Genomic DNA, 21880 nt, shown 5'->3' with positions numbered 1-21880 from the left:
CTCGGGCTTTCCTCCGGGCTTTCGTTCTGTTCTTGCGTTTCCGACTCTATCAGACCCTCTCGGGCCCGACTCCCAGTCAGCGGGCTTTGTCTTCAGGGCTGTTGGGCCCTTCCGACTCCCGAACTCTAGTGGATTTCCCCGGCGATTCATAATCGGCCTTCGGAAATGAATTCGGGCATACCGAATACGTTCCCTGTGGGAGATCTTGCTGAGTTGGGTTGCCGCAACGAGACGGCGGGATGCGTCGACGCCAGAACCTAATGGCTCTGGGACAACTCGAAGAACCTTACGGACTTGTGTCGGGCGTGTCAAACCTTGAGGTCAGCTCGGGGACTGGAGGTCTTCCACGCGGTCCAGGAGGCGGGTGAGCATGTCGCCCAGCACCCCGCGCTCCGCCGTGGAGAGGTCCTGGAGGAGGTCCTCCTCGAACACCGTGGCCGCGCGCATCGCGTCCAGCCACTTGCTGCGGCCCTCGTCCGTCAGCTCCACGATCACGCGGACCCGGTTGGACTCGTCCCGCTCACGGGTGACCAGGCCCTCCGAGGTCATGCGGTCGATCCGGTGCGTCATCGCCGCCGGCGTCAGGCCCAGCTGCTTCGCGAGCTCGCTCGGACCCATCCGGTACGGGGAACCCGAGATGACGAGGGCCTTCAGGACCTCCCACTCCGCGTTGCTGATGCCCAGCGCCGCCGTCTGGCGGCCGTACGCGACGTTCATCCGGCGGTTCAGGCGGCTCAGGGCCGAGACCACCTTCTCGACCTGAGGGTCGAGGTCCTGGAATTCGCGCTGGTAGACGGCGATCTGCTCATCGAGGCTCGGCTCGTGGACGGGCGTAGTGCCGTCGGGGGTGTCACCCATGGGTCGAAGTATGGCACGGGCTCGTTGGCATCTAACTCCTTCGGTGTGTAGAGTTAAGGATCGAACTTTAGGTATCAAGTCTTCAGTCTTCAGCTCTTAAAGGCAGGTGAGAAGTGACCAAGGTGATGGGCGCTGCGATGCGGCGGATCCAGGCCGGGAACGCGCTGACCGCGTTCGGCATCGGTTTCACGGTTCCGTTCCTCTACATCTATGTGGCGCAGGTGCGAGGTCTGGGCTCCATGGCCGCCACGAGTGCGTTCGTGGCGTTCGCGCTGGGGGCTCTTGTCGCGCTGCCCCTCACCGGGCGCGTCATCGACCGCCGGGGTCCGGTTCCCGTGGTCATCGGGGCGGCCGTCGTCGCCTCGGCCGGAGCGCTGGCGCTCGGGCTCTCCACGGGGGTCGTCCCGATCCTGCTGTCGGCCCTGGCGCTCGGTGCCGGGCAGGCCGTCATGCAGCCGGCGCTCGCCACGATGATCGTGTGGTGCTCGACGCCGTCCACCCGTACGCGGGCCTTCGCGCTGCAGTTCTTCATGCAGAACCTCGGCCTGGGCATCGGCGGGCTCATCGGCGGTCAGATCGTCGACGAGACCCGGCCCGGCAGCTTCACCCTGCTGTTCAGCATCGAGGCCGTGATGTTCCTGGTGCTGGCGGGGGTCATCCTCACCGTGCGGATGCCACAGGTGCCGAGCATCAAGGACGCCGTGCCGAGGGACCCGTCCCAGGCGGGCGGGGGTGCGTGGAAGCGCCTGCTCGGGCACCGGGCCATGGTCAAGCTGCTGGTGCTGGGCTTCGTGATCTTCTTCGCCTGTTACGGGCAGTTCGAGTCGGGTCTCGCCGCGTTCGGCACCGAGGCCGCCGGCATCTCCCCCTCGACGCTCGGCTTCGCGCTCGCCGCCAACACCGGTGCCATCGTCGTCGCCCAGTTCGTCGTGCTCCGGCTGGTCGAGAAGCGCCGCCGGTCCCGGGTCATCGCGCTGGTCGGGCTGATCTGGACCGTGGCGTGGGTCATCGCCGGGTTCTCCGGGCTGGGCCACGGGAGCGCCGTGATGGCCGCCGCCGCGTTCATCACCACGTACGCGCTCTTCGGTATCGGCGAGGCCATGCTGTCGCCGACCCTGGCGCCGCTGGTGGCCGACCTGGCTCCGGAGGGTTCCGTGGGCCAGTACAACTCCGCCTTCGCGCTGGTCAAGCAGATGGCGCTGGCGCTCGGGCCGTTGGGGGTGCCGCTGGGCGCCGGGATCCCGATGCTCTACATCGGGATCTTCGTGGCCGTCTCGCTGGGAATCGCCTGGCTGGCGCTGCGGCTCGGGGAGCAGCTGAGCCCGGCGCAGGACAACCCGTCGCTGGCGAGCAGGATCGTGGCGCAGGGGAACACCGCGCCCGCCGCGGCGCAGGCCGCCGAGCCGGCGCACGCGTAGCCGTACGGAGAGAAGTGGGAAGGCCCCGGTCCGCTGGACCGGGGCCTTCCTCGTGTCTACGGCTGCTTGTCCGGCAGGGCGAACTCGCACCAGACGGCCTTGCCGCCGCCCGGGGTGCGGCGGCAGCCCCAGGACGAGGCGATCGTCGCCACGATGGAGATGCCGCGGCCGGTCTCGTCGGCCGGTTCGGCGCGGCGGCGGCGCGGGAGGTGGTCGTCGCCGTCGGTGACCTCGATGATCAGGCGGCGGTCGGTGCGGCGCAGTCTCAGGCGCATGGGCGGGGTGCCGTGCTGGAGGGAGTTCGCGACGAGTTCGCTCGCGGCGAGGACGCCGAGGTCGCACAGCTCGACCGGGAAGCGCCAGGAGGCGAGGACGCCCTGGGCGAAGGCGCGGGCGCGCGGGGCGGCTTCGATGCCTCCGAGGAGTTCCAGGGCTGCGTTGTGGAAGAGCTCGGCGTCGGCTCCGGTCCGGGCGGGCTGCTGGAGGACCAGGACGGCGACGTCGTCGTCGTGGTCGGCGTCGACCCCGAGGGCGCGCATCAGGCGGTCGCAGATGACGGCCGGGCTGCCCTGGGCGCCGGACAAGGCGCGTTCCAGGGCGGCGACGCCCTCGTCGATGTCCTCGCCGCGGCGCTCGACGAGTCCGTCGGTGTAGAGGACGGCGGTGCCGCCGGGGCCCAGGGGGATGGTGCCGGAGGTGTGGAGCCAGCCGCCGGTGCCCAGCGGGGGGCCGGTGGGGTCGGCGGCGCGGCGGACGGTGCCGTCCTCGTCGCGGACCAGGATCGGGAGGTGGCCGGCGGAGGCGTACGCGAGCAGGCCCTCGCTCGGGTCGTGGACGGCGTAGACGCAGGTGGCGATCTGGCTGGCGTCGATCTCGGCGGCGAGGCCGTCGAGGAGCTGCAGCACCTCGTGCGGGGGCAGGTCGAGGCGGGCGTAGGCGCGGACGGCGGTGCGGAGCTGGCCCATGACGGCCGCGGCGCGGACCCCGCGGCCCATGACGTCGCCGATGACGAGGGCGGTGCGGCCGGCGCCGAGGGTGATCACGTCGTACCAGTCGCCGCCGACGGCCGCCTCGGTGCCGCCGGGCTGGTAGGTGGCGGCGACGCGGAGGTCGTCGGGCTGTTCGAGCTCCTGGGGGAGGAGCGAGCGCTGGAGGGTGACGGCGGCCTCGCGCTGGCGGCGTTCGCTGGCACGGAGGCGTTCGACGGCCTCGGCGTGGTCGGTGACGTCGGCGAGGTGGACGAGGACGCCGGTGTGGTGGGGGTCCTTGTCTTCGGCGGGGCGGGCCCTGGGGAAGTCGACGGGGGTGCAGGTGACGGTGTACGAGCTGGTGCCGCCGGGGGCGGTGCGGTTCTTGGCGGTACGGGGCCTGCCGCTGCGCTGGACCTGGTCGAGGAGCGGGAGGAGGCCGAGCGCGCCCAGTTCGGGGAGGGCCTCGTGTGCGGGGGCGCCGGTGGGGCGGGGGCCGAAGCCGGCGGTGTAGGCGTCGTTGACGTAGGCGACGCGGTGCTCGGGGCCGTGGACGAGGGCCACCAGGGCCGGGAGGCGGCCGAGCACCTCGCGTACGGACAGCTCGTCGAGGGAGGGCACGGCGCAGGGGGCGCCCGCGCGGGGCGCGGTGGTGGCGGCGGCCGGGGCGGTGGGCGCGCCTGAACCGCCCGCACCCGAACCGCCCGTGCCCGTGCCCGTGCCGGAGACCGTGGGGTCCGCGGGGCAGCCTTCGGCGGCGGGCGCGGGCCGCTCGGTGCCGGGGTCGGCGCGGCCGCCGCGGGCTGCCGGGACGGCGCCTTCCCCCCGCTTGGCCTGGGCTGCGGCGTGTTCGGTCCGGGCGGCGGCGCGGCGCTGCGTTCCGGGAAACCGGGCGCTCCAGCGCGTGAAGTTCACTGCGTTCAAGCCTCGTGGTGTCGCAAGTGGTCGCTGTGTCGCTCGTGGTCGGTCGCTGACTGGACGATGTCACTCTGTGCAGGTGTGAGCGCACCTATGGTCACACGTCCAGTGTGTCCGACCGCACTGACAACGTCAGCTCTGGCTGTCCTGCGGGGGATTGGGGGCGGGGTCGGGGGGCGGGGCCTTGTGGCCGCCCCCGGCGGCGAGTTCGAACTCCGCCCTGGGGTGTTCGAGCGAGCCGAGGGAGACGATCTCACGCTTGAAGAGTCCGGAGAGGGTCCATTCGGCGAGGACGCGCATCTTGCGGTTGAAGGTGGGGACCCGGCTGAGGTGGTAGGCGCGGTGCATGAACCAGGCGGGGTAGCCCTTGATCTTGCGGCCGTAGATGTGCGCGACGCCCTTGTGCAGGCCGAGGGAGGCGACCGAGCCGGCGTACTTGTGGGCGTACTCGGTGAGGACCTCGCCGTGCAGGGCGGCGACGAGGTTGTCGGCGAGGGCCTTGGCCTGGCGGACCGCGTGCTGCGCGTTGGGGGCGCACTCGCGGCCCTTCTCCGCGGCGGTGATGTCGGGGACGGCGGCGGCGTCGCCCGCGGCCCAGGCGTGCTCGACCCCCTCGACGGTGAGGAAGGCGGTGCAGGCGAGGCGGCCGCGCTCGTTCCTCGGCAGGTCGGACGCGGCGAGCACCGGGTGCGGTTTGACGCCGGCGGTCCACACGACGGTGCGGGTGGGGAAGCGGGCGCCGTCGCTGAGGACGGCGACGCGGTTCTCGCAGGATTCGAGCCGGGTCTCCAGGCGCAGGTCGATGTTGCGCCGGCGCAGTTCGCGGACGGTGTAGACGCCCATCTCGGGGCCCACCTCGGGGAGGATCCGGTCGCTGGCCTCCACCAGGACCCATTTCATGTCCGCGGCCTTGATGTTGTGGTAGTACCGCGTCGCGTAGCGGGCCATGTCCTCCAGTTCGCCGAGGGCTTCGACGCCCGCGTAGCCGCCGCCGACGAAGACGAAGGTGAGGGCGGCGTCGCGGAGGGCGGGGTCGCGCGTCGAGGAGGCGATGTCCATCTGTTCGATGACGTGGTTGCGCAGGCCGATGGCCTCTTCGACGGTCTTGAACCCGATGCCGTACTCGGCGAGTCCCGGGACGGGGAGGGTGCGGGAGACGGAGCCGGGGGCGAGGACGAGTTCGTCGTACTCGATCTCGACGGCTCCGGTCCCCTCCTCGTCGGTGGCGAGGGTGGTGATGGTCGCGGTGCGCTTGGCGTGGTCGATGCTCCGTGCCTCGCCGATGACGATGCGGCACTTGTCGAGGACGCGGCGCAGGGGCACCACGACGTGGCGGGGGGAGATCGATCCCGCGGCGGCTTCCGGGAGGAAGGGCTGGTAGGTCATGTACGGCTCGGGGGTGACCACCGTGATCTCGGCTTCGCCCGCTCTCAGCCTTCGCTGGAGCCGGAGCGCCGTGTACATGCCGACGTAGCCGCCGCCGACGATCAGGATGCGCGTACGGGGCGGAGTACCGGGGGCCGTGCCCCGTGAGTTAGCAGCCTTCACCACCCCATGACGCATCGTGGCCGGGAGTTTGTCCACAGCCCCGGCACATTGTGTGACCGGAGTGAGTACGGGGACGGGGTGGCCGTGGGCGTCGGAGGGGGGTGCAGGTGCGCAGGTCAGAGGGTGCGGAATCACTTATTCCGGGGGTACGGAACGGAAAAGTGGGGGTGAATGCTCCGATCGGGCGGTGGTCCGTCCGGGGCTGCCCCTTCTGAATTGACTCTGGCTCAACTATGTTCGTATCCCGTCGAGGAGTAGGACCGGGCCCAACTGACCGTGGCCCCCTCGACGCGAAGGCGGGGAGTGTCTCCGGGGGGAGACAAATGATTACCGGGGGATACATATGAACATTTCCGATTTCCATGGTTCTGCGACCGCGCTCTCGGTCGAGAGCAGCGGCCGTGCTGTCGCGAACGGCGCCACCACGCACGGCGTGGGCCGCTCCACGCCGCTGCGCGTCGATGCGCAGCGCAACCTGGAGCACGTGCTGCGCGCGGCCCGCGAGGTGTTCGGCGAGCTGGGCTACGGCGCTCCGATGGAGGACGTGGCGCGCCGCGCGCGGGTTGGTGTCGGCACCGTGTACCGGCGCTTCCCGAGCAAGGACGTCCTGGTCCGCCGGATAGCCGAGGAGGAGACCGCTCGGCTGACCGACCAGGCCAGGACCGCGCTGGGCCAGGAGGAGGAGCCGTGGCAGGCGCTGTCGCGCTTCCTGCGCACCTCCGTGGCCTCGGGCGCAGGGCGGCTGCTGCCGCCGCAGGTGCTGCGGGTCGGCTCGGCGAGCGAGGACGGCGTCGAGGAGGCGGAGGCCGCGCGGGTTCCGCACCAGCGCCAGGCCGGGACGGCCGCGGCCGTGCCGGACCTGCGGGTCGTGGGTGCGCGCACGGCCGGGGAGAACGAACCGTCGGACGACGCGGGCGCGGGCGCGCTGCTGGAGGTCGTCGGCCGGCTGGTGGACCGGGCCAGGGCGGCCGGTGAGCTGCGCGGCGACGTCACGGTGGCCGACGTGCTGCTGGTGATAGCGACGGCGGCGCCCGCGCTGCCCGACCCTGCGCAGCAGGCGGCGGCTTCCACGCGACTGCTCGACATCCTGCTCGAAGGGCTGCGGTCCCGGACGGTGTGAGTGCCGGGAGGTGCGCGCGTCTGACGGGGTGAGTGCCGGGAGGTGCGCGTGGCCGTCCGGGTGAGCGGGGTGCGCTCGGTCGTCCGGAGGGTCTGATCTCTCGGCCCCCGCGCGGGCCGCACGGGGGCCGGCCGTCCGAACGGGCCGGGAACGGTACGGGCGTTCGCCGAAGTGTGCCCGGACGAGTGGATGGTACGGAGAGCGCCTCGGCGTGCGTCCGCCGTGTGCCACGCTGGATCGGTGTACCGGTTGAGTGTGTCGTGCGGGGGCTTCCTCGATGGGCGTTGACGGGCGGGAAGAGCCACTCGGTGGCTCCGGCGGAGCCGCCGGCGAGGCCGAGGCGGGCAGCGTGGCCGAACGGCAGGTCCCCGCCCAGCGCGAACCGGGCGGGCGGCACGCCGCCTCCCCCGGCTCCGGCGCAGCCGGGGCTGCGCGGGCGCCCGTCGTCGACCTGCCCCCGTCCGACGCCGACCTGACCGCCCGGATGCGCGGGGGCGACGACGGCGCCTACGAGGAGCTCTTCCGGCGTCACGCCGACTCCGTACGGCGCTACGCGCGCAGCTGCTGCCGGGACGCGCACACCGCCGACGACCTCACGGCCGAGGTGTTCGCGCGGACGCTCCAGGCGGTGCGGGGCGGGGCCGGGCCGGACCAGTCGGTACGGGCGTACCTGCTGACCACCGTCCGCAGGGTCGCGGCGGCCTGGGCGAAGACCGCCCGGCGCGAGCAGCTCGTCGAGGACTTCGCCGTCTTCGCGGAGCAGGCGGCCACGGGGTCGGAGGGCGGCACCCTGGGCGGTCTGGCCGGGGGCGACACGCTCGAACTGGGCGCGGACGTACGGGCGATGCGCGAGGCCGAGCAGTCGCTGGCCATGCAGGCGTTTCGGAGTCTGCCCGAGCGGTGGCAGGCCGTGCTGTGGCACACCACCGTGGAGGAGGCGTCGCCGAGCGCGGTCGCGCCGCTGTTCGGGCTGAGTGCCAACGCGACCGCGGTGCTGGCCGGTCGGGCCCGCGAAGGGCTCAAGCAGGCGTACCTCCAGGCCCACGTGAGTGCGGCGCTGAGCGAGGGCGGCGACTGCGCGCGGTACGCGGACCGGCTGGGCGCCTACGCGCGCGGCGGCCTGCGGATGCGGGCGGAGCGGGGGCTGCGCAAGCACTTGGAGGAGTGCGCGAAGTGCAGGGTTGCGGCCGGGGAGCTCCAGGACGTCAACGCGGGCATTCCGGCGCTGCTTCCGGTCGCGGTCATCGGCTGGTTCGCCGCCGGGTACGCGGCCAAGGCCGCCGGGGTCGTGGCCGGTGGCGCCGTCGCCGCCGGTGGAGCCGGGGCCGCGGCGGCCGCCGTCGGCGGGTCGGGGGCCGTCGGGTCGGGCGCCGTCGCCGGGTCGGCCGCGGGGGCGGGCGCCGCGGGTGGCACGGCCGGCGGGGCCGCGGGGGCGGGGGCTGTCGCAGGCGCGGGAGGCGCCGGGGGCGCCGGGTCGGGGGCCGGGGCCGGGAGCGCCGCGGTGTCCGAGGGGCTCGGGCTGCCGGCCAAGGCCGCCATCGCCGCCGGGATCGCGGTCGCGGCGGCCGCCGGAGTGGTGTTCGCGCTGGCCGGGGACGATGCCGAGCCCCGGGCCCGGGCGCAGCCCTCGCCCAGCGCCGCGGCGCCGGTCGCGCCGGACTCCCCCGCGCCCGCCCCGCCGGAGCCGGAGCCGCCCGTGGCGCGGCCGCCGGCCGCGCGGGTCTCCGTACCGGCGGCGCGGAAGTCGTCGCCCGCGCCGTCGAAGCCGGCCGCGCCCGTCTCCCCGGTGCCGTCACCCGCGGTGTCGCGGCCGGCGCCGGTCCCGCCGCCCTCCCCCTCGCCGGGCCGGGTGCGGCCCTCGCCGTCACCGGCCAGGCCGTCGGCGCCCGCGCCGAAGCCCGCGCAGGGCTTCCAGCTGGCCGTGCTGGGGCACTCCGCGTACGGGGACCACAGCGGTCCGGAGGTGCAGACCTGGCGCAGCGGCTGGGTGTGGCAGCGCCGGGGGCTGGAGGTGGGCGGCCGGCGGTTCGGACAGGGCATCACCGTGAACTCCCGCTCGTCGGTGGAGATCGCCCTGAACCGGCAGTGCAGCGCGTTCTCGGCGCGGGCGGGGGTGGACGACCTGTCGGCGTTCACCGACGCCACGGTGCGGTTCTCCGTGTACGCGGACGGGGAGCGGCTGTGGCAATCCGGCGCCCTGGGGTACCGGGACCCGGCCGTGGCGGTGCAGGTGCCGCTGACCGGCCGCACGTCCCTGCGGCTGGTGGTGGAACGCGCCGGCGGGGGCAGCCTGCCGGCGCTGGCGAGCTGGGCGGACGCCGTGATCAGCTGCCGCTGAGCGCCGCGGCGAGGGCGGCCGGTCCGAGGGCGGCTCCGGCCGCCCTCCCCGGTGTGGCGGTCGGCGCCGGGGGCGGCGCGGGCCCGCTCCCGCAGTCCGTAGACGGGGGCCTCCTCGGGGACCGAGCGGGGACGGCCCGCGCGCCACCCGGTGGCCGCGGCTGGGGCCGTACGGCTTCGGCGGGGCGGCCGGCGTCGGCCAGCAGCCGTGCCGTAGTGGCGCAGCTGGTCCGCCACCAGCGCGTCCGTGAGCTCCAGGCCGCGCCCGGTCAGGTGGACGCGGACCGTGCGCCGGTCCTGGCCGTCACGGGCCCGTTCCACCAGGCCCTTGGCCTCCATGCGGTCGATCCGGTTGGTGATCGCGCCCGCGGTCACCATCGCGGCCGGGGCGAGGGCGCCCGCGGTCATGGCGTACGGGGGTCCGGAGCGGCGGAGGGTCAGGAGGACCTCCACCTCGCCCGCCTCCAGGTCGCGTTCGGCCGCGGAGGCCTTGAGCTGCCGCTCGACGATCCGGTGGATCCGCTGGATGCGGGCCAGGACCTCGACCGGCCAGAGGTCGTCCTTCAGGTCGGGCCGCTCCGCCGCCCACTGGCCGACGATCGCGTCCACCGCGTCGCTCATCCCGCCCGCCCGCCCGCCCGCCCGCCGTCCTTCCGCATCCGTGCCCCGTGCCCGCGACCCGTGCCCGCGCTCCCCGTCCCCGTGGCCGTCCGGCGCCGCCCCCTCAGGACAGGGCCGGGCGGTGTACGGGTACCCCCTCCGGCACCGCGCGGCGCCGGGCCGCCGTGGTGCCCGTCCAGCAGGTGCCGCGGCGGGCGAGGAGGCGGCCGAGCCACAGTTCCATCGAGACGAGTTCCGCGAGACCGTCGAGCGGGACCGGCCGGCCGTCCGCCGCATCGAGCAGGGCCTGTTGGACGACCCGGGCGTCGATCAGACCGGCGTCGGCGAGCAGCGGCGCCGCGAACAGTGCCAGCAGTTCCTCCAGGGCGGCCCGCAGCCCCAGCCGGGTCGCCCTCTCGTTCGGGGTGTGCGCGGTGGCGCCCCAGCCCGGCGGGAGTTCGCGGACGCCGGTGGAGGACAGGACGGTGCGCAGGATCGCGGCGCGGGCACCGGGCTGGACCCGCAGGGATTCCGGGAGGGCGCGGGAGGCCCGTACGACCTGGTTGTCGAGGAACGGGGCGTGCAGGCGCTGGCTGCGGACCTCGACGGCCTGCTCGAAGACCCGGTGGTCGGCGGCGTGCCGGGCGAGCACCGAGCGGGCGCGGGCCTCGCCGGGACGCAGGGACAGGGGCGGGCGCCCGGCAGCCGCGGCAAGACGGATCGATACTTCCGCGAGCGCCTCCCCCGTCAGCCAGCCCGCCGCCGGGCCGGGCCGGGACCAGGTCAGCGCGGCCAGCGAGGCGTCCACCGGGCCGGAGGGGCGCACGGCGACCCCGCCCTCGCGGAGCCGGGCAGCCGCGGCCTCCATGCCCGCGCGGTAGGTCGTACGGGCGAGGCGGCGGGCGGCGGAGTACACGGTGAGCGGGACCAGCAGGGACTCGCCCGACGCGGAGGCCGAGCGTGCCAGGGCGGCCACCGGACGCAGCAGGTGCCGGCGCCGGCGGTCCATCAGGAGGTCGGCGAGGCGGGCCGGGTGCGCGTCGAGGACCTGGCGGGCGCCGTGGCCGGTGAAGTGGTCGGCGGAGCCGGCGGCCAGCCGGCGACGCTCGCGGGCGGCGAACACCAGCGAGGGGCCGGGTTCGTCGGTCAGCGGCCCGTCGAGGTCGGCGTAGGGGAGGGCCTCCTCGGCGGCGGCCACCACGACGTGGTGCAGGCGCGGGTCCGTCGCGATCGCGCGGGCCCGTTCCATCTCGGCCTCGCGGCCCTGCGGGGTGGCCAGGTCGTTGAAGGTGACCGCGAGCAGGCGCGCCCCGGCGGGGCTCAGCAGGGTTCCCGGCGCTCCGGGCAGGCCGGCCGCGAGCAGGGCGAGGGTGGCGGAGGCGCTGCCGCCGGAGAGGTCGGCGCCGACGCCGGGGGCCGGGACGCCGCGGGCCGCGCGCCGGTCGGCGGGGCCCATTCCGGGGACGGGGCCGGGATCGTACGGCGGCATCGCGTCGGGGGCATGGCGCGGCGCCGTGAGCCGGGCGCGCACGGCGTCCACCAGAGCTTCCCGTACGCCCTCCACGGCGCGCTCGGGGTCGGCCTCGGGCGCGGCCACCGCGAGGGAGGCGACCGGTTCGTAGCCGGTGATCTCGCGGGAGCCCTCGCGGAGGATGAGCGCGTGCCCGGGCGGGATGCGCCGGACTCCGGCGTACGGTGTGCCGTCGCCCAGTGCCTCGGGACTTTCGGGGCAGGCCAGCAGGGCGGCGAGGTGGCCGATGTCGAGCTGCGCCTCGATGAGGTCGGCGAGGGGGAGGGCGGCGGTGGCGTACGCCGTTCCGCTCGCCCAGGGGGTGTAGAACACGGGCCGGGCGCCCGCGAGATCGCCGACGACGGTGATCCGGCGACCGGCCTGCACGACGGCGGTGTAGCTGCCGGACCACTGGGTGAGGTGGCGCAGGGCCCCGCCGCGGGCGGCGTACAGGGCGCGGCGCAGTTCGGCGTCGGTGGCGCCGCAGACGCCGAGGACGGCGAGGCGGGTGAAGGGGTCGGCGGGGTCGGCGGTGAGCATGCGGATCTCGTCGGCGCGCCAGTCTCCGACGGCCCACAGGGGGTCGGGGTCGCCCCACAGGAGCTGGGCGCCGACGGGGTGGACGGTGCGCTCGGCGTCCGCGCCGGGGTCGCCGGGGTGCGCGGCGTCCGCGATGCCGCCGCGGAGGGGGGCGGCGCCGCCGGAGTGGTCGGCGTCGGAGTGGCCGTGGGAGCCGTAGCCGCTCGATCCGTATCCGCTCGATCCGTAGCCGTTCGCGCCGTAGCCGCTGGACTCGTATCCGTTGGAGTCGTATCCGCCCCGGACTGAGGCGTTCCGGGACCCGTGCCCGGAGACGCGGCCGGCCGTGCCGAAGCTCGCGGCGATACTGCTCCAACCCACCAACCAGCGCACCGCCGCCTCCCCAGCCCGTGGGCACATGACCGGGGCACGGGCAGCACGGACGGCGCTGAGGGCGCGGCCGAAGGGGCCCCGGGTGGCTCGGGTCCATGCTGCCACGGGACAGGCGTGCGAGAGGGGTTAAAGGGGGCGCACATGCAAACGAACACGCGCCGACCATGCGGTATTTGGCGTTCCGTTCCCACCGCCCCATAGGTCGCTTTCGGCCATTCTTCGGCCGTCCTGAGCGCCGAGGTGTGGCCTCGGCAACCGCCGTGCGGGCGCGGTGCGGGAGGCGGAAACCGCCCCCCGGACCGTTCCGCCACCCGCGGGGATTGAGGTGGCGGCATCCCCCGGCCCGCCCGATCCGCGCAGTGGGCCGACCCACGCACCGCACATCGAATCGCCGCTCCCCGGGGCCGGCCAGAGCGCACGGGCGGGCGCACGGCCACACGGCGGGAGCACGCCGGGACGCGTGCGCCCCGGGTCGGCACGGGGCCCGACTGTGCAAACGGACAACAATCCCGCCATACGGACGGAGGGGCCTTAACGCTTGGGAGGCGGGGAACTACGCTGGGTTTACGAAATGCCGGGCGCCTATGCCCCGGCGGCGTCTGCGTTCCGCGTGTGACGAGGGGTGGCGCATGTCCAGGGAGCTCCGCGAGCCCAATGAGAAGCTCGGCGCCGTCCTCGCCCTCGCGGGCATCAGCAACGCGGGGCTGGCCCGGCGGGTCAACGACCTCGGCGCACAGCGCGGGCTGACGCTTCGGTACGACAAGACATCGGTGGCCCGGTGGGTGTCGAAGGGGATGGTGCCGCAGGGCGCCGCCCCGCATCTGATCGCCTCCGCGATCGGCGCGAAGCTGGGGCGGCCGGTGCCGCTGCACGAGATCGGTCTGGCGGACGCGGACCCCGCGCCCGAGGTCGGCCTGGCCTTCCCGCGCGACGTGGGCGCGGCGGTGCGCTCGGCCACCGACCTCTACCGGCTCGACCTCGCCGGGCGGCGCGGCGGTGGCGGGATCTGGCAGTCGCTCGCGGGGTCCTTCTCGGTCGCGGCGTACGCGACGCCCGCCTCGCGGTGGCTGATATCCCCCGCGGACGGCTCGGTCGCCCGGGAGCCGGCCGCCCGTGGCGGCGGTTCCCCGACCACCCCGGACACCCCGACGACGCCGACGACGCCGACACCTCCGAGCACTCCGGCCGGGACCACGGCTCCGGGAGGTGCCGCGACCACCCCGCCGGCCGCCTCGGTGCCCGTACAGCCGTCGGGCGGACAGCTCCCCGCGGGCACGCCGGGCCCCGCACCGCAGCCGCCCGCACAGCAACAGCAGTCACCGCAGCAGCAGTCACCGCAACAGGCGCAGCAGACGTCATCGCCGCCGGCCGACCCCGCCCCGCAGCGCGTGGGCCACAGCGACGTGGCGAAGCTGCGCGAAGCCGCCGAGGACGCGCGCCGCTGGGACTCCAAGTACGGGGGCGGGGACTGGCGTTCGTCGATGGTGCCCGAGTGCCTGCGGGTCGACGCGGCGCCGCTGCTGCTCGGCTCGTACACCGACGAGGTGGGGCGCGCCCTGTTCGGCGCCACCGCCGAGCTGACCCGGCTGGCCGGGTGGATGGCCTTCGACACCGGCCAGCAGGAGGCCGCCCAGCGCTACTACATCCAGGCGCTGCGGCTCGCCCGCGCCGCCGGGGACGTCCCGCTCGGCGGGTACGTCCTGGCCTCGATGTCCCTGCAGGCGACCTACCGGGACTTCCCGGACGAGGGCGTGGATCTCGCGCAGGCCGCGGTCGAGCGCAACCGCGGCCTCGCCACCGCGCGCACCATGAGCTTCTTCCGCCTCGTCGAGGCCCGCGCGCACGCCAAGGCGGGCGACTCCGCCGCCGCCGGAGCGGCGCTGCGGGCGGCCGAGGGCTGGCTGGAGCGGGCCCGCGCCGGCGACCCGGACCCGACCTGGCTGGGTTTCTACTCCTATGACCGGTTCGCCGCTGATGCGGCGGAATGCTACCGGGACCTCAAACTCCCCCGCCAGGTCAGGCGCTTCACCGAGCAGGCGCTGTCCCGACCCACCGAGGAGTACGTGCGCTCGCACGGGCTGCGGCTGGTCGTGAGCGCGGTTGCCGAGCTGGAATCGGGGAATCTGGACGCAGCGTGCGCAGCGGGGACCCGGGCGGTCGAAGTGGCGGGCCGGATCTCGTCCGCGCGGACGACGGAATACGTACGGGACCTGCTCCACCGACTGGAACCGTACGGGGACGAGCCGCGCGTGGCGGAGCTGCGCGAGCGGGCCCGCCCGCTGCTGGTGGCCCCCGCGTAGTCGTGTTGTCGGTGGCGGGGTGCAGTATGCAGGGGTGGGAGGTGTCAGCGTGGGCGGCGGCGTGGATTGCGATGTGCTGGTGATCGGCGGCGGGATCGTCGGCCTGTCGACGGCGCACGCCTTGGCGCGCCTGGCTCCGGGGACCCGCGTGGTCGTCCTGGAGAAGGAGACCGGGCCGGCCCGGCACCAGACGGGCCGCAACAGCGGGGTGATCCACAGCGGGATCTACTACCGCCCGGGGTCGCTGAAGGCGCGCTTCGCCGTGCCCGGCGCCGCCGAGATGGTCAAGTTCTGCGCGGAGCACGGCATCACGCACGAGGTGACGGGCAAGCTGATCGTCGCCACCGAGCGCGAGGAGCTGCCGCGGCTGCACGCCCTCGTCCAGCGCGGCCGGGAGAACGGCATCCCGGTGCGCGAGCTCGGCCCGGCGCAGATCGCGGACTACGAGCCCGAGGTCCGCGGCCTGGCCGCGATCCACGTCGGCAGCACCGGCATCGTGGACTACGGCCGGGTCGCGGCGCAGCTCGCGGAGTCCTCGGGCGCGGAGATCGTCTACGGCGGCGCGGTCGACCTGATCTCCCGCCGCCCCTCGGCGGTGGCCGTGCGCACCACGTCCGGGCTGGTGGTCCGGGCCCGGGTGCTGGTGAACTGCGCGGGCCTGCAGTGCGACCGGATCGCCCGGCTGGCCGGGGACGACCCGGGCATGCGGATCATCCCCTTCCGCGGCGAGTACTACGACCTCGACCGGCCCGGCCTGGTCCGCGGCCTGGTCTACCCGGTGCCGGACCCGGCGTTCCCCTTCCTCGGCGTCCACCTCACCCGGGGCATCGGCGGCGGCGTCCACGTCGGCCCGAACGCCGTACCGGCCCTGGCCCGCGAGGGCTACGACTGGAGTACGGTCCGGCCGCTGGACGTGGCTTCGGAACTGGCCTGGCCGGGCTCCTGGCGGATGGCCGCGCGGCACTGGCGGTACGGGGCCGGCGAGATCCACCGCTCGCTGTCGAAGCGGGCCTTCACCCAGGCCGTACGCCGTCTGCTGCCGGCCGTCGGTCCCGAGGACCTGCGCCCCGCCGGCTCCGGGGTCCGTGCGCAGGCGGTCCTGCGCGACGGCACCCTGGTGGACGACTTCCTGATCCGGGAGGCGCCGCGCACGGTCCACGTACTGAACGCGCCGTCGCCGGCCGCGACGGCCTCGCTCCCGATCGGCCGCGAGATCGCCACCCGCGCCCTGCGCACCCTCGCCTCGGCCTGACCGGGCTCCCGGGGTCCGTGCCCCGGCCTCCGGACCGCCGGGCCCGCGCGGCTGCCGGGCCCTTGCGCCTCGGTCGCCGGCGGGGCCGGGTCGTGGCCCCGCCGGCCGGGGTGGGCTCCGCAGGAGCCGGCGGGGGTGGACGGGCCCGACGGCCGAGCGGCCGGGGGCGGGGTCCCGTCGTAGAATCAGCGCATTGTGCCTGAGTCCCTGAACCCCCAGCCGCCCCGCCTCCCGGACACCGCGCCGGAGGCGGGTTCGTACGTGCCGCCCAAGTGGCGCACCGAGCCCCGCTTCCCCGACGGCCCCTCGCCGGACCCGGCCGGCTCGCACCACGAGCGGCGCATCCGGAGCTTCCAGCCCCGCCGCAGCCGGGTCACCACCGGCCAGGGCGAGGCCCTCAAGCGCCTGTGGGGCACGTGGGGCTTCGACATCGACGGCCACGACGTCCTGGACCTGAAGGCCCTCTTCGACGGCCTCCCCGTGGTCTTGGAGATCGGCTTCGGCATGGGCGAGGCCACCGCGCAGATGGCCGCCGCCGACCCCGGCACCGGCATCCTCGCCGCCGACGTCCACACCCCCGGTCAGGGCAACCTGCTGGCCCTCGCCGAGCGCGGCGGGATGACCAACGTCCGCGTGGCCAACGGCGATGCCATCATCCTGCTCCGCGAGATGCTGCCGCCCGACTCCCTGGCAGGCATCCGCGTGTACTTCCCCGACCCGTGGCCCAAGGCCCGCCACCACAAGCGCCGCCTGATCCAGCCCGAGTTCCTCACCCTGGCCGCGACCCGGCTGGCCCCCGGGGCCCTGCTGCACTGCGCGACCGACTGGGAGCCGTACGCCGAGCAGATGCTCGAAGTCCTCACCGCGCACCCGGACTTCGAGAACACTCAGGAGGACGGCGGCTACGCGCCCCGCCCCGACTTCCGCCCGCTCACCCGGTTCGAGGGCCAGGGCCTCGACAAGGGCCACCTCGTACACGACTTGTTGTTCCGTCGCACGGAGAACTGACAACGTCACCGCCCGTGTCCGACCCGCTCGGTAGGGTCAAGGCGTGTTCCGAGCGCTCCCCCGTGTGCTCGCACGTCCGTCGGGCGCGGTCCGCACGAGCGTGCTCGTCGTCCTGCTCGCCGCCACCGGGATCTCGATCCTCGCACTCGTGCGGGAGCAGACCGGGACGCCCGGGTTCCTCGTCGGCCTCGGTCTGGCCCTGGTTCCGGTGCCGCTGCTCGTGGCGGCCTTCCGGTGGCTCGGCCGGGCCGCGCCCGCGCCCCGGCCCCAGCTGCTGTTCTGCTTCGGCTGGGGCGCCTGCACCGCGGCGCTGATCGCCATACTGGCCAACAGTTTCGCCACCCAGTGGATAGCCGGGGCCACCGCCGACCCCTCCGACGCCGACCAGCTCGGCTCGGTCGCGATCGCCCCGGTGGTGGAGGAGAGCGCCAAGGCGGCCGCCCTCCTGCTGGTGTTCGTGTTCCGCAGACGGCACTTCACCGGTCCCGCCGACGGCTTCGTGGCGGCCGGGTTCACGGCCACCGGCTTCGCCTTCACCGAGAACATCCTCTACCTCGGCAACGCCTTCGACGAGGACCTCGCCCACGGCACCCCCCTGCTCGACTCGGTGACGGCGGCCACCTTCTTCGTCCGGATGGTGCTGTCGCCGTTCGCGCACCCGCTGTTCACCGTGCTCACCGGCCTCGGCTTCGGCGCCGCCGCCCTCGCCTCCCGCCGCGCGACCCGGGTGGGGCTGCCGCTGCTCGGGCTGGCCGCCGCCATGGGCCTGCACGCGCTGTGGAACGGCTCCTCGCAGTTCGGGGAGTACGGCTTCTACGTGGTCTACGGGTGCGTGATGGCCCCGTCGTTCGGGCTGCTGGTGTGGCTGGCCGTACGGATACGGCGGCGCCGGCTGCGCGCGGTGGCCGGGGAGCTCGCCGTGTACGCGGCCGCGGGCTGGCTCGCTCCCGCCGAGGTCCCGGCCCTGGCCTCCATGCCCGCCCGGGCACTGGCCCGCTCCCTGGCCCGGCGCAGCGGGGGCCGGGCCGCCGGGCGGGCGGTCGCCCGGTACGGGGCGGACGCGGCCGCCCTGGCGCTGTTGCGGAACGGGGCCCGCCGCGGCGGGCCCCCGGGGGAGGCCGACTTCGCCGGACGGGAGCGCGAGCTGCTGCACCGGCTGTGGGAGCACCGGGCGACGGCGGGGCCCGCGCTGGCGCGGGCGGCGGCCATGGAGGAGCTGCTGCCGCCCCCGTACGACGGCGCGGACCGGACGGACCGGGCGGACGGGACGGACCGGGAGGTGGCCGCGGTCACGCCCGCCGGGGTGTGTGTGCCGGGACCCCGGCCGCCCGCCGCGCGGGGACGCGCCGACGCCGTACCGGAGGGGACGCGCGGCCGGGGGACCGGCTGAGGGCTGCCCCGTGGGCCGTGCCGTTCGCGCTAGACCTTCAGGCCCTTGGAGTTGAGCCACGCCATCGGGTCGACCGTGGAGCCGCCCGTGCGCACTTCGAGGTGGAGGTGGGGCCCGGTGACGTTGCCGGTGGCGCCGACGCGGCCGATGGTCTCGCCGGCGCCGACGGAGCCCGAGGTCACCGACATCGAGGACAGGTGGCAGTACCAGACCTCCGTGCCGTCCTCCAGCTCCAGCACGATCCGGTAGCCGTACGCGCCCGACCAGCCGGCCGAGACGATCTTCCCGGCGGCCACGGCCTTGGCCGGGGTGCCAGTCGGGGCGGCGAAGTCGAGGCCGGTGTGGTGCCCGGAGGACCACATCGAGCCGGCGGCGCCGTAGCGCGAGGTGAGGGTGTACGCGGACGTCGGCAGGGAGTAGCCGCCGGACGGTGTGGCGACGCGCTGCTGTTCGGCCTTGGCCTGGGCGACCGCGCGGGTCTCCGCCGCCTCCCGGGCGGTCTTCGCCTCGGCCTCCGCCGCCGCCTTCTCCGCCGCCGCGCTCTCCGCGGCCTTGCGGGCCTCTTCGCGCTTGTCCTTCGCCTCCTGGCCGGCGGCCTCCTGCGCGATCCGCTCGGCCTCGGCCCGGGCCTGCGCCTCGGCGGCGTCCTGCTGGTGCTCGGCCTGCTGGAGGATGCGGTTGCGCAGCACCTCTCCGGCGTCGGCGCCCCGGTCCGCCTGACGCGGGATGATCCCGCTCCGGGAGGCGGCCGCGGCAGCTTCTGCGGAACCGGCGTCCGTCCGCCGGGCGGTGTCGCCCAAGGATCCCGTGTCCATCACGTCGGGCAGCGAGGGGAGGGAGGGCAGGGATATCGCGACCTGGGGCCGGTCCTGCGCCGTGGCGATGCCGCCCGCGCCGACCGCCGCGATGACGCCGACGCCGAGCACGGTGGAACTGCGGGCGAGGCCGCCGCGCTGCCGGGCCACCCGGTGCTTGCCGCGTACCGGACGGACCGAGTCCTCCGTGGGGTTCCACTCGCCCCAGGCACCAGCGGTGGGCTGCTCCTGGATCTCGGTGCCTTCGGGAGCGGGCAGGTTGGAGGCCACCGGGGCACACTCCTCATGGCGAACACACGCACGGCGCCGTCTCTTGCGACGGCCGGGACGACCGCGCTGCGTTATCGAACGGTAATAGACGCAGGGGAGTGATTCCAAGCTGTTGCGATTGATCGTTCTCACCAATCAGCCACGCACCGAACGGCTTTGGCCAGAACCTTTCGCCATAGAATCGGATCAACGCACGCAAAACCACGACGATTTCACCACCTCTTCAGCCACAGAGGTGACATGACGGGCCGTCACGCACATCGCGTAGAGCGCCTCTTGCCCCACGCACAGTCACGTCCCTACGGTTGCGGCCCCTCGTCCCGTGGCACCACCGGGACCGTCCGCCGCCGCTCCGGCTGCCCCTGCGCCGGCCGCCCCACCGCGAGCAGCGCCATGTCGTCCGTCGCGGCGCCTCCCGTGTGCCGCCGCACATCGCTGCCGAGGGCGCCGAGGAGCGCGTCCGGACCGGGGAAGACCCGTCCCCGCAAACGCTCCGCCGGGTCGTAGAAGGCCCCCGCGCCGTCCCGGGCCTCGGTCAGCCCGTCCGTGAACAGCAGCAGCGTGGTTCCCGCCGGGAAGGCCCACTCCTCGACCCGGTCCGGCCGCCCCCCGAGCTCGCCCAACCCGAGCGGCAGGGCCGGATCCGCCGGGGCGAGGACGGCCAGACCCCCGTCCGCGTGCAGCAACAGCGGTGCGGGGTGGCCCCGGTTCACCAGCCGCAGCACCTCCGCCCCCGGGGGGATCTCACCGAGCACGCACGTGGTGAACCCCTCCACCGCGTCCAGACCGTCCCGCCGGGTGCCCTCCCGGGCCAGCGCGCGCTCCAGGCGCCGCGCCACGCCCTCCAGGGTCGGCTCGCTCTCCGCCACCTCGCGGAAGGCCCCCAGCACCACGGCGACGGCCTCCACCGCCCCCAGCCCCTTGCCCCGCACGTCCCCCACCGCCAGACGCACCCCGTACGGGGTGTCCTGGACGGCGTACAGGTCGCCGCCGATGAACGCGTCGGCCTGGGCGGCCTCGTACGAGGCGGAGACGTGCAGGCCGCCGATCCGCTCGGCCGGGGTCGGCAGCACCGCCCGCTGTGCGGCCTCGGCGATCCCGCGCGCCGAGGCGAGCGCATCCCCGCTGCGCCGCACCACCTGGTTGATCAGGAGCGCCAGCCCGGACACGGTCACCACGGTGGCCAGTTCGGTCATCGCCTCGACCTTCCACGTGGTGCCGTTGTGGAGGTGCAGCAGGACGACCGCGAGCGAGGCCAGCGCCCCGGTCAGCGCCGTGGCCCGGAAGCTGAACAGCGGCGCCGCGATCAGCGGAGCCGCCGTGAAGAAGGGGGACCCGGTGAAGCTGGGCGGGGTCATCACGTCGAAGCACAACCCGAGGGCGATCAGCACGCCCGGCAACAGCCGGACCACCCGGCGGGCCGTGCCGGTTCCGGCACCGCCCCCACGCTCACCACTGTCCCGCTGGCCCAGCCCCGCCACGCCGCTCTCCTGCCGCCCGGTCCTCGCACGGGTGCGGGCCGCCGCCGCCTCCCCCTCAAGGCTGTCGCCCCGGACACCTCCGGGGCGACCCGGCGGCGGCCGATCGGGTGACGGCGGCCCCGACGGGACCGCCGGGAAGGGAACACGGGACGGGAACATGACGAAGGCCCGGCTCCCCAAGGGGAACCGGGCCTTCGTACAAAGTAGCGGGGGCAGGATTTGAACCTACGACCTCTGGGTTATGAGCCCAGCGAGCTACCGAGCTGCTCCACCCCGCGTCGGTAAACACAACTCTACGCCATCAGGGCGGAGCCACCGGCCAATTAACCGCCCGACAGCCCACGGGAGCACCATCAGCGCAGGTCAGAGCCCTGCGACGGCCCGAAAGGCCGATCGTTCCGGGGAAATGCCAGCCCTTTCCGCACTCCCGGACCGCCCCCAACGGCGGTGCACATCCAGGCCGTCGGGAACTTCCCCGCGGCATCACCGGGCCGCGGGCCCCCGGACAGCGCTGTGGCCCGCCCGGAGGATCCCGGGCGGGCCACAGAACGAGCACGTCAGAAACGTCCCGGCTGACGCCGCGACGAGTAGGCCATGTCGGACTCGAACCGACAACCAACGGATTAAAAGTCCGCTGCTCTGCCAATTGAGCTAATGGCCCTCCACGCGCTCACCCCAGAGCATAGCCGGAGAGCGCCGGTCAGCCGATCGGGTATCCCGTGCCCGGCCTGTCGGCCGCTCGCCGGCCACGGGCCGGGGCGGACGCGACAGGGCCCCCACGACGATGTCGTGGGGGCCCTGTCAGGTGCTCAGTTCAGCCGGTTCGGCCGAGCCGGGCCGAAATCAGCCGTTGCGCTTCCAGCGCGGCTTGTCGTCGCGGCGGCCACCGAAGGAACCCGTGGAGCCGGACGAGCCGGAGCCGGACGGGCGGTTGTCGTCGCGGCGGCCGTACGGACGGTCGCCGGCGCCTGCGGAGCGGAAGCCACCCGAGGACGGACGGTCGTCACGGCGGAAGCTGCCACCGGTCGGACGGTCGTCGCGACGGAAGGTGCCGTTGCCGGTCGGACGGTCGCCGCCGGAGCGGAAGCCGCCGGAGGGGCGGTCGCCACCACGGTCGTCGCGGTTGAAGCCACCCGAGGGCCGGTCGTCACGACGGAAACCACCGGACGGACGGT

General features: G+C 74.6%; 13 protein-coding genes, 2 tRNA genes and 2 pseudogenes. 7 read left to right on the top strand and 10 right to left on the bottom strand.

All coding sequences use genetic code 11. The features are described 5' to 3' along the window. Positions 1 to 321 precede the first annotated feature (321 nt). On the bottom strand, positions 322 to 858 hold the full coding sequence (locus ACFWW8_RS36440; RefSeq protein WP_383923947.1) for a MarR family winged helix-turn-helix transcriptional regulator: 537 nt from the start codon (positions 856 to 858) through the stop codon (positions 322 to 324). Positions 859 to 983: 125 nt separating this feature from the next. On the opposite strand from ACFWW8_RS36440, the gene ACFWW8_RS36435 reads away from it, so the two are divergent. Continuing rightward, entirely contained in the window at positions 984 to 2276 is a 1293-nt protein-coding gene (locus ACFWW8_RS36435) for an MFS transporter (RefSeq protein WP_386536651.1), read from the top strand. A 56-nt stretch (positions 2277 to 2332) separates the two neighbouring features. Here the strand turns inward: ACFWW8_RS36435 and ACFWW8_RS36430 are convergent, their stop codons facing one another. Next, on the bottom strand, positions 2333 to 4159 hold the full coding sequence (locus ACFWW8_RS36430) for a SpoIIE family protein phosphatase (protein ID WP_386536648.1): 1827 nt from the start codon (positions 4157 to 4159) through the stop codon (positions 2333 to 2335). 135 nt (positions 4160 to 4294) lie between these two features. After that, positions 4295 to 5713, bottom strand: a complete 1419-nt coding sequence (locus ACFWW8_RS36425) for an NAD(P)/FAD-dependent oxidoreductase (protein ID WP_386536645.1) — start codon at positions 5711 to 5713, stop codon at positions 4295 to 4297. Between the two features lie 340 nt (positions 5714 to 6053). Here ACFWW8_RS36425 and ACFWW8_RS36420 point away from each other — a divergent pair, with 340 nt between their 5' ends. After that, positions 6054 to 6830, top strand: a complete 777-nt coding sequence (locus ACFWW8_RS36420; protein ID WP_386536642.1) for a TetR/AcrR family transcriptional regulator — start codon at positions 6054 to 6056, stop codon at positions 6828 to 6830. A 277-nt stretch (positions 6831 to 7107) separates the two neighbouring features. After that, entirely contained in the window at positions 7108 to 9168 is a 2061-nt protein-coding gene (locus ACFWW8_RS36415; protein WP_386536639.1) for a sigma-70 family RNA polymerase sigma factor, read from the top strand. Between the two features lie 341 nt (positions 9169 to 9509). Here ACFWW8_RS36415 and ACFWW8_RS36410 read toward each other — a convergent pair. Together ACFWW8_RS36410 and ACFWW8_RS36405 are read right to left on the bottom strand one after the other, a co-directional pair. After that, a pseudogene (locus tag ACFWW8_RS36410) lies at positions 9510 to 9575 on the bottom strand (MarR family transcriptional regulator); the annotation flags it as partial. A gap of 316 nt (positions 9576 to 9891) precedes the next feature. Continuing rightward, on the bottom strand, positions 9892 to 12189 hold the full coding sequence (locus ACFWW8_RS36405; RefSeq protein WP_386536636.1) for an asparagine synthase-related protein: 2298 nt from the start codon (positions 12187 to 12189) through the stop codon (positions 9892 to 9894). Positions 12190 to 12818: 629 nt separating this feature from the next. Between ACFWW8_RS36405 and ACFWW8_RS36400 the strand changes: the two genes are divergently transcribed. The 4 genes from ACFWW8_RS36400 to ACFWW8_RS36385 all read left to right on the top strand — a co-directional run bounded on the left by ACFWW8_RS36400 (position 12819) and on the right by ACFWW8_RS36385 (position 18139). Then, positions 12819 to 14489, top strand: a complete 1671-nt coding sequence (locus tag ACFWW8_RS36400) for a sporulation protein (RefSeq protein ID WP_386536633.1) — start codon at positions 12819 to 12821, stop codon at positions 14487 to 14489. Between the two features lie 19 nt (positions 14490 to 14508). Next, on the top strand, positions 14509 to 15741 hold the full coding sequence (lhgO, locus tag ACFWW8_RS36395) for an L-2-hydroxyglutarate oxidase (protein ID WP_386536630.1): 1233 nt from the start codon (positions 14509 to 14511) through the stop codon (positions 15739 to 15741). 195 nt (positions 15742 to 15936) lie between these two features. Further along, positions 15937 to 16749 (top strand): tRNA (guanosine(46)-N7)-methyltransferase TrmB, encoded by an 813-nt coding sequence (gene trmB, locus ACFWW8_RS36390; RefSeq protein WP_386536628.1) that lies wholly within the window; start codon positions 15937 to 15939, stop codon positions 16747 to 16749. Between the two features lie 43 nt (positions 16750 to 16792). Further along, a complete protein-coding gene (locus ACFWW8_RS36385) occupies positions 16793 to 18139 on the top strand; it encodes a PrsW family intramembrane metalloprotease (RefSeq protein ID WP_386536625.1) in 1347 nt (448 codons plus the stop codon). Between the two features lie 29 nt (positions 18140 to 18168). On the opposite strand, the gene ACFWW8_RS36380 is transcribed toward ACFWW8_RS36385, so the two are convergent. The 5 genes and pseudogenes from ACFWW8_RS36380 to ACFWW8_RS36360 all read right to left on the bottom strand — a co-directional run. Further along, positions 18169 to 19224 (bottom strand): M23 family metallopeptidase, encoded by a 1056-nt coding sequence (locus ACFWW8_RS36380; RefSeq protein WP_386536622.1) that lies wholly within the window; start codon positions 19222 to 19224, stop codon positions 18169 to 18171. Positions 19225 to 19523: 299 nt separating this feature from the next. Then, positions 19524 to 20705 (bottom strand): PP2C family protein-serine/threonine phosphatase, encoded by a 1182-nt coding sequence (locus tag ACFWW8_RS36375; RefSeq protein WP_386536619.1) that lies wholly within the window; start codon positions 20703 to 20705, stop codon positions 19524 to 19526. 204 nt (positions 20706 to 20909) lie between these two features. Then, positions 20910 to 20983, bottom strand: a tRNA-Met gene (locus ACFWW8_RS36370). A 310-nt stretch (positions 20984 to 21293) separates the two neighbouring features. Next, positions 21294 to 21366 (bottom strand) — tRNA-Lys (locus ACFWW8_RS36365). A 182-nt stretch (positions 21367 to 21548) separates the two neighbouring features. Next, positions 21549 to 21880: pseudogene (locus ACFWW8_RS36360) on the bottom strand (RNA helicase); the annotation flags it as partial.

The organism is Streptomyces sp. NPDC058701, assembly GCF_042715295.1.
Taxonomy (GTDB): Bacteria; Actinomycetota; Actinomycetes; order Streptomycetales; family Streptomycetaceae; genus Streptomyces.
This window is presented reverse-complemented; position numbering and strand designations above follow the sequence as displayed.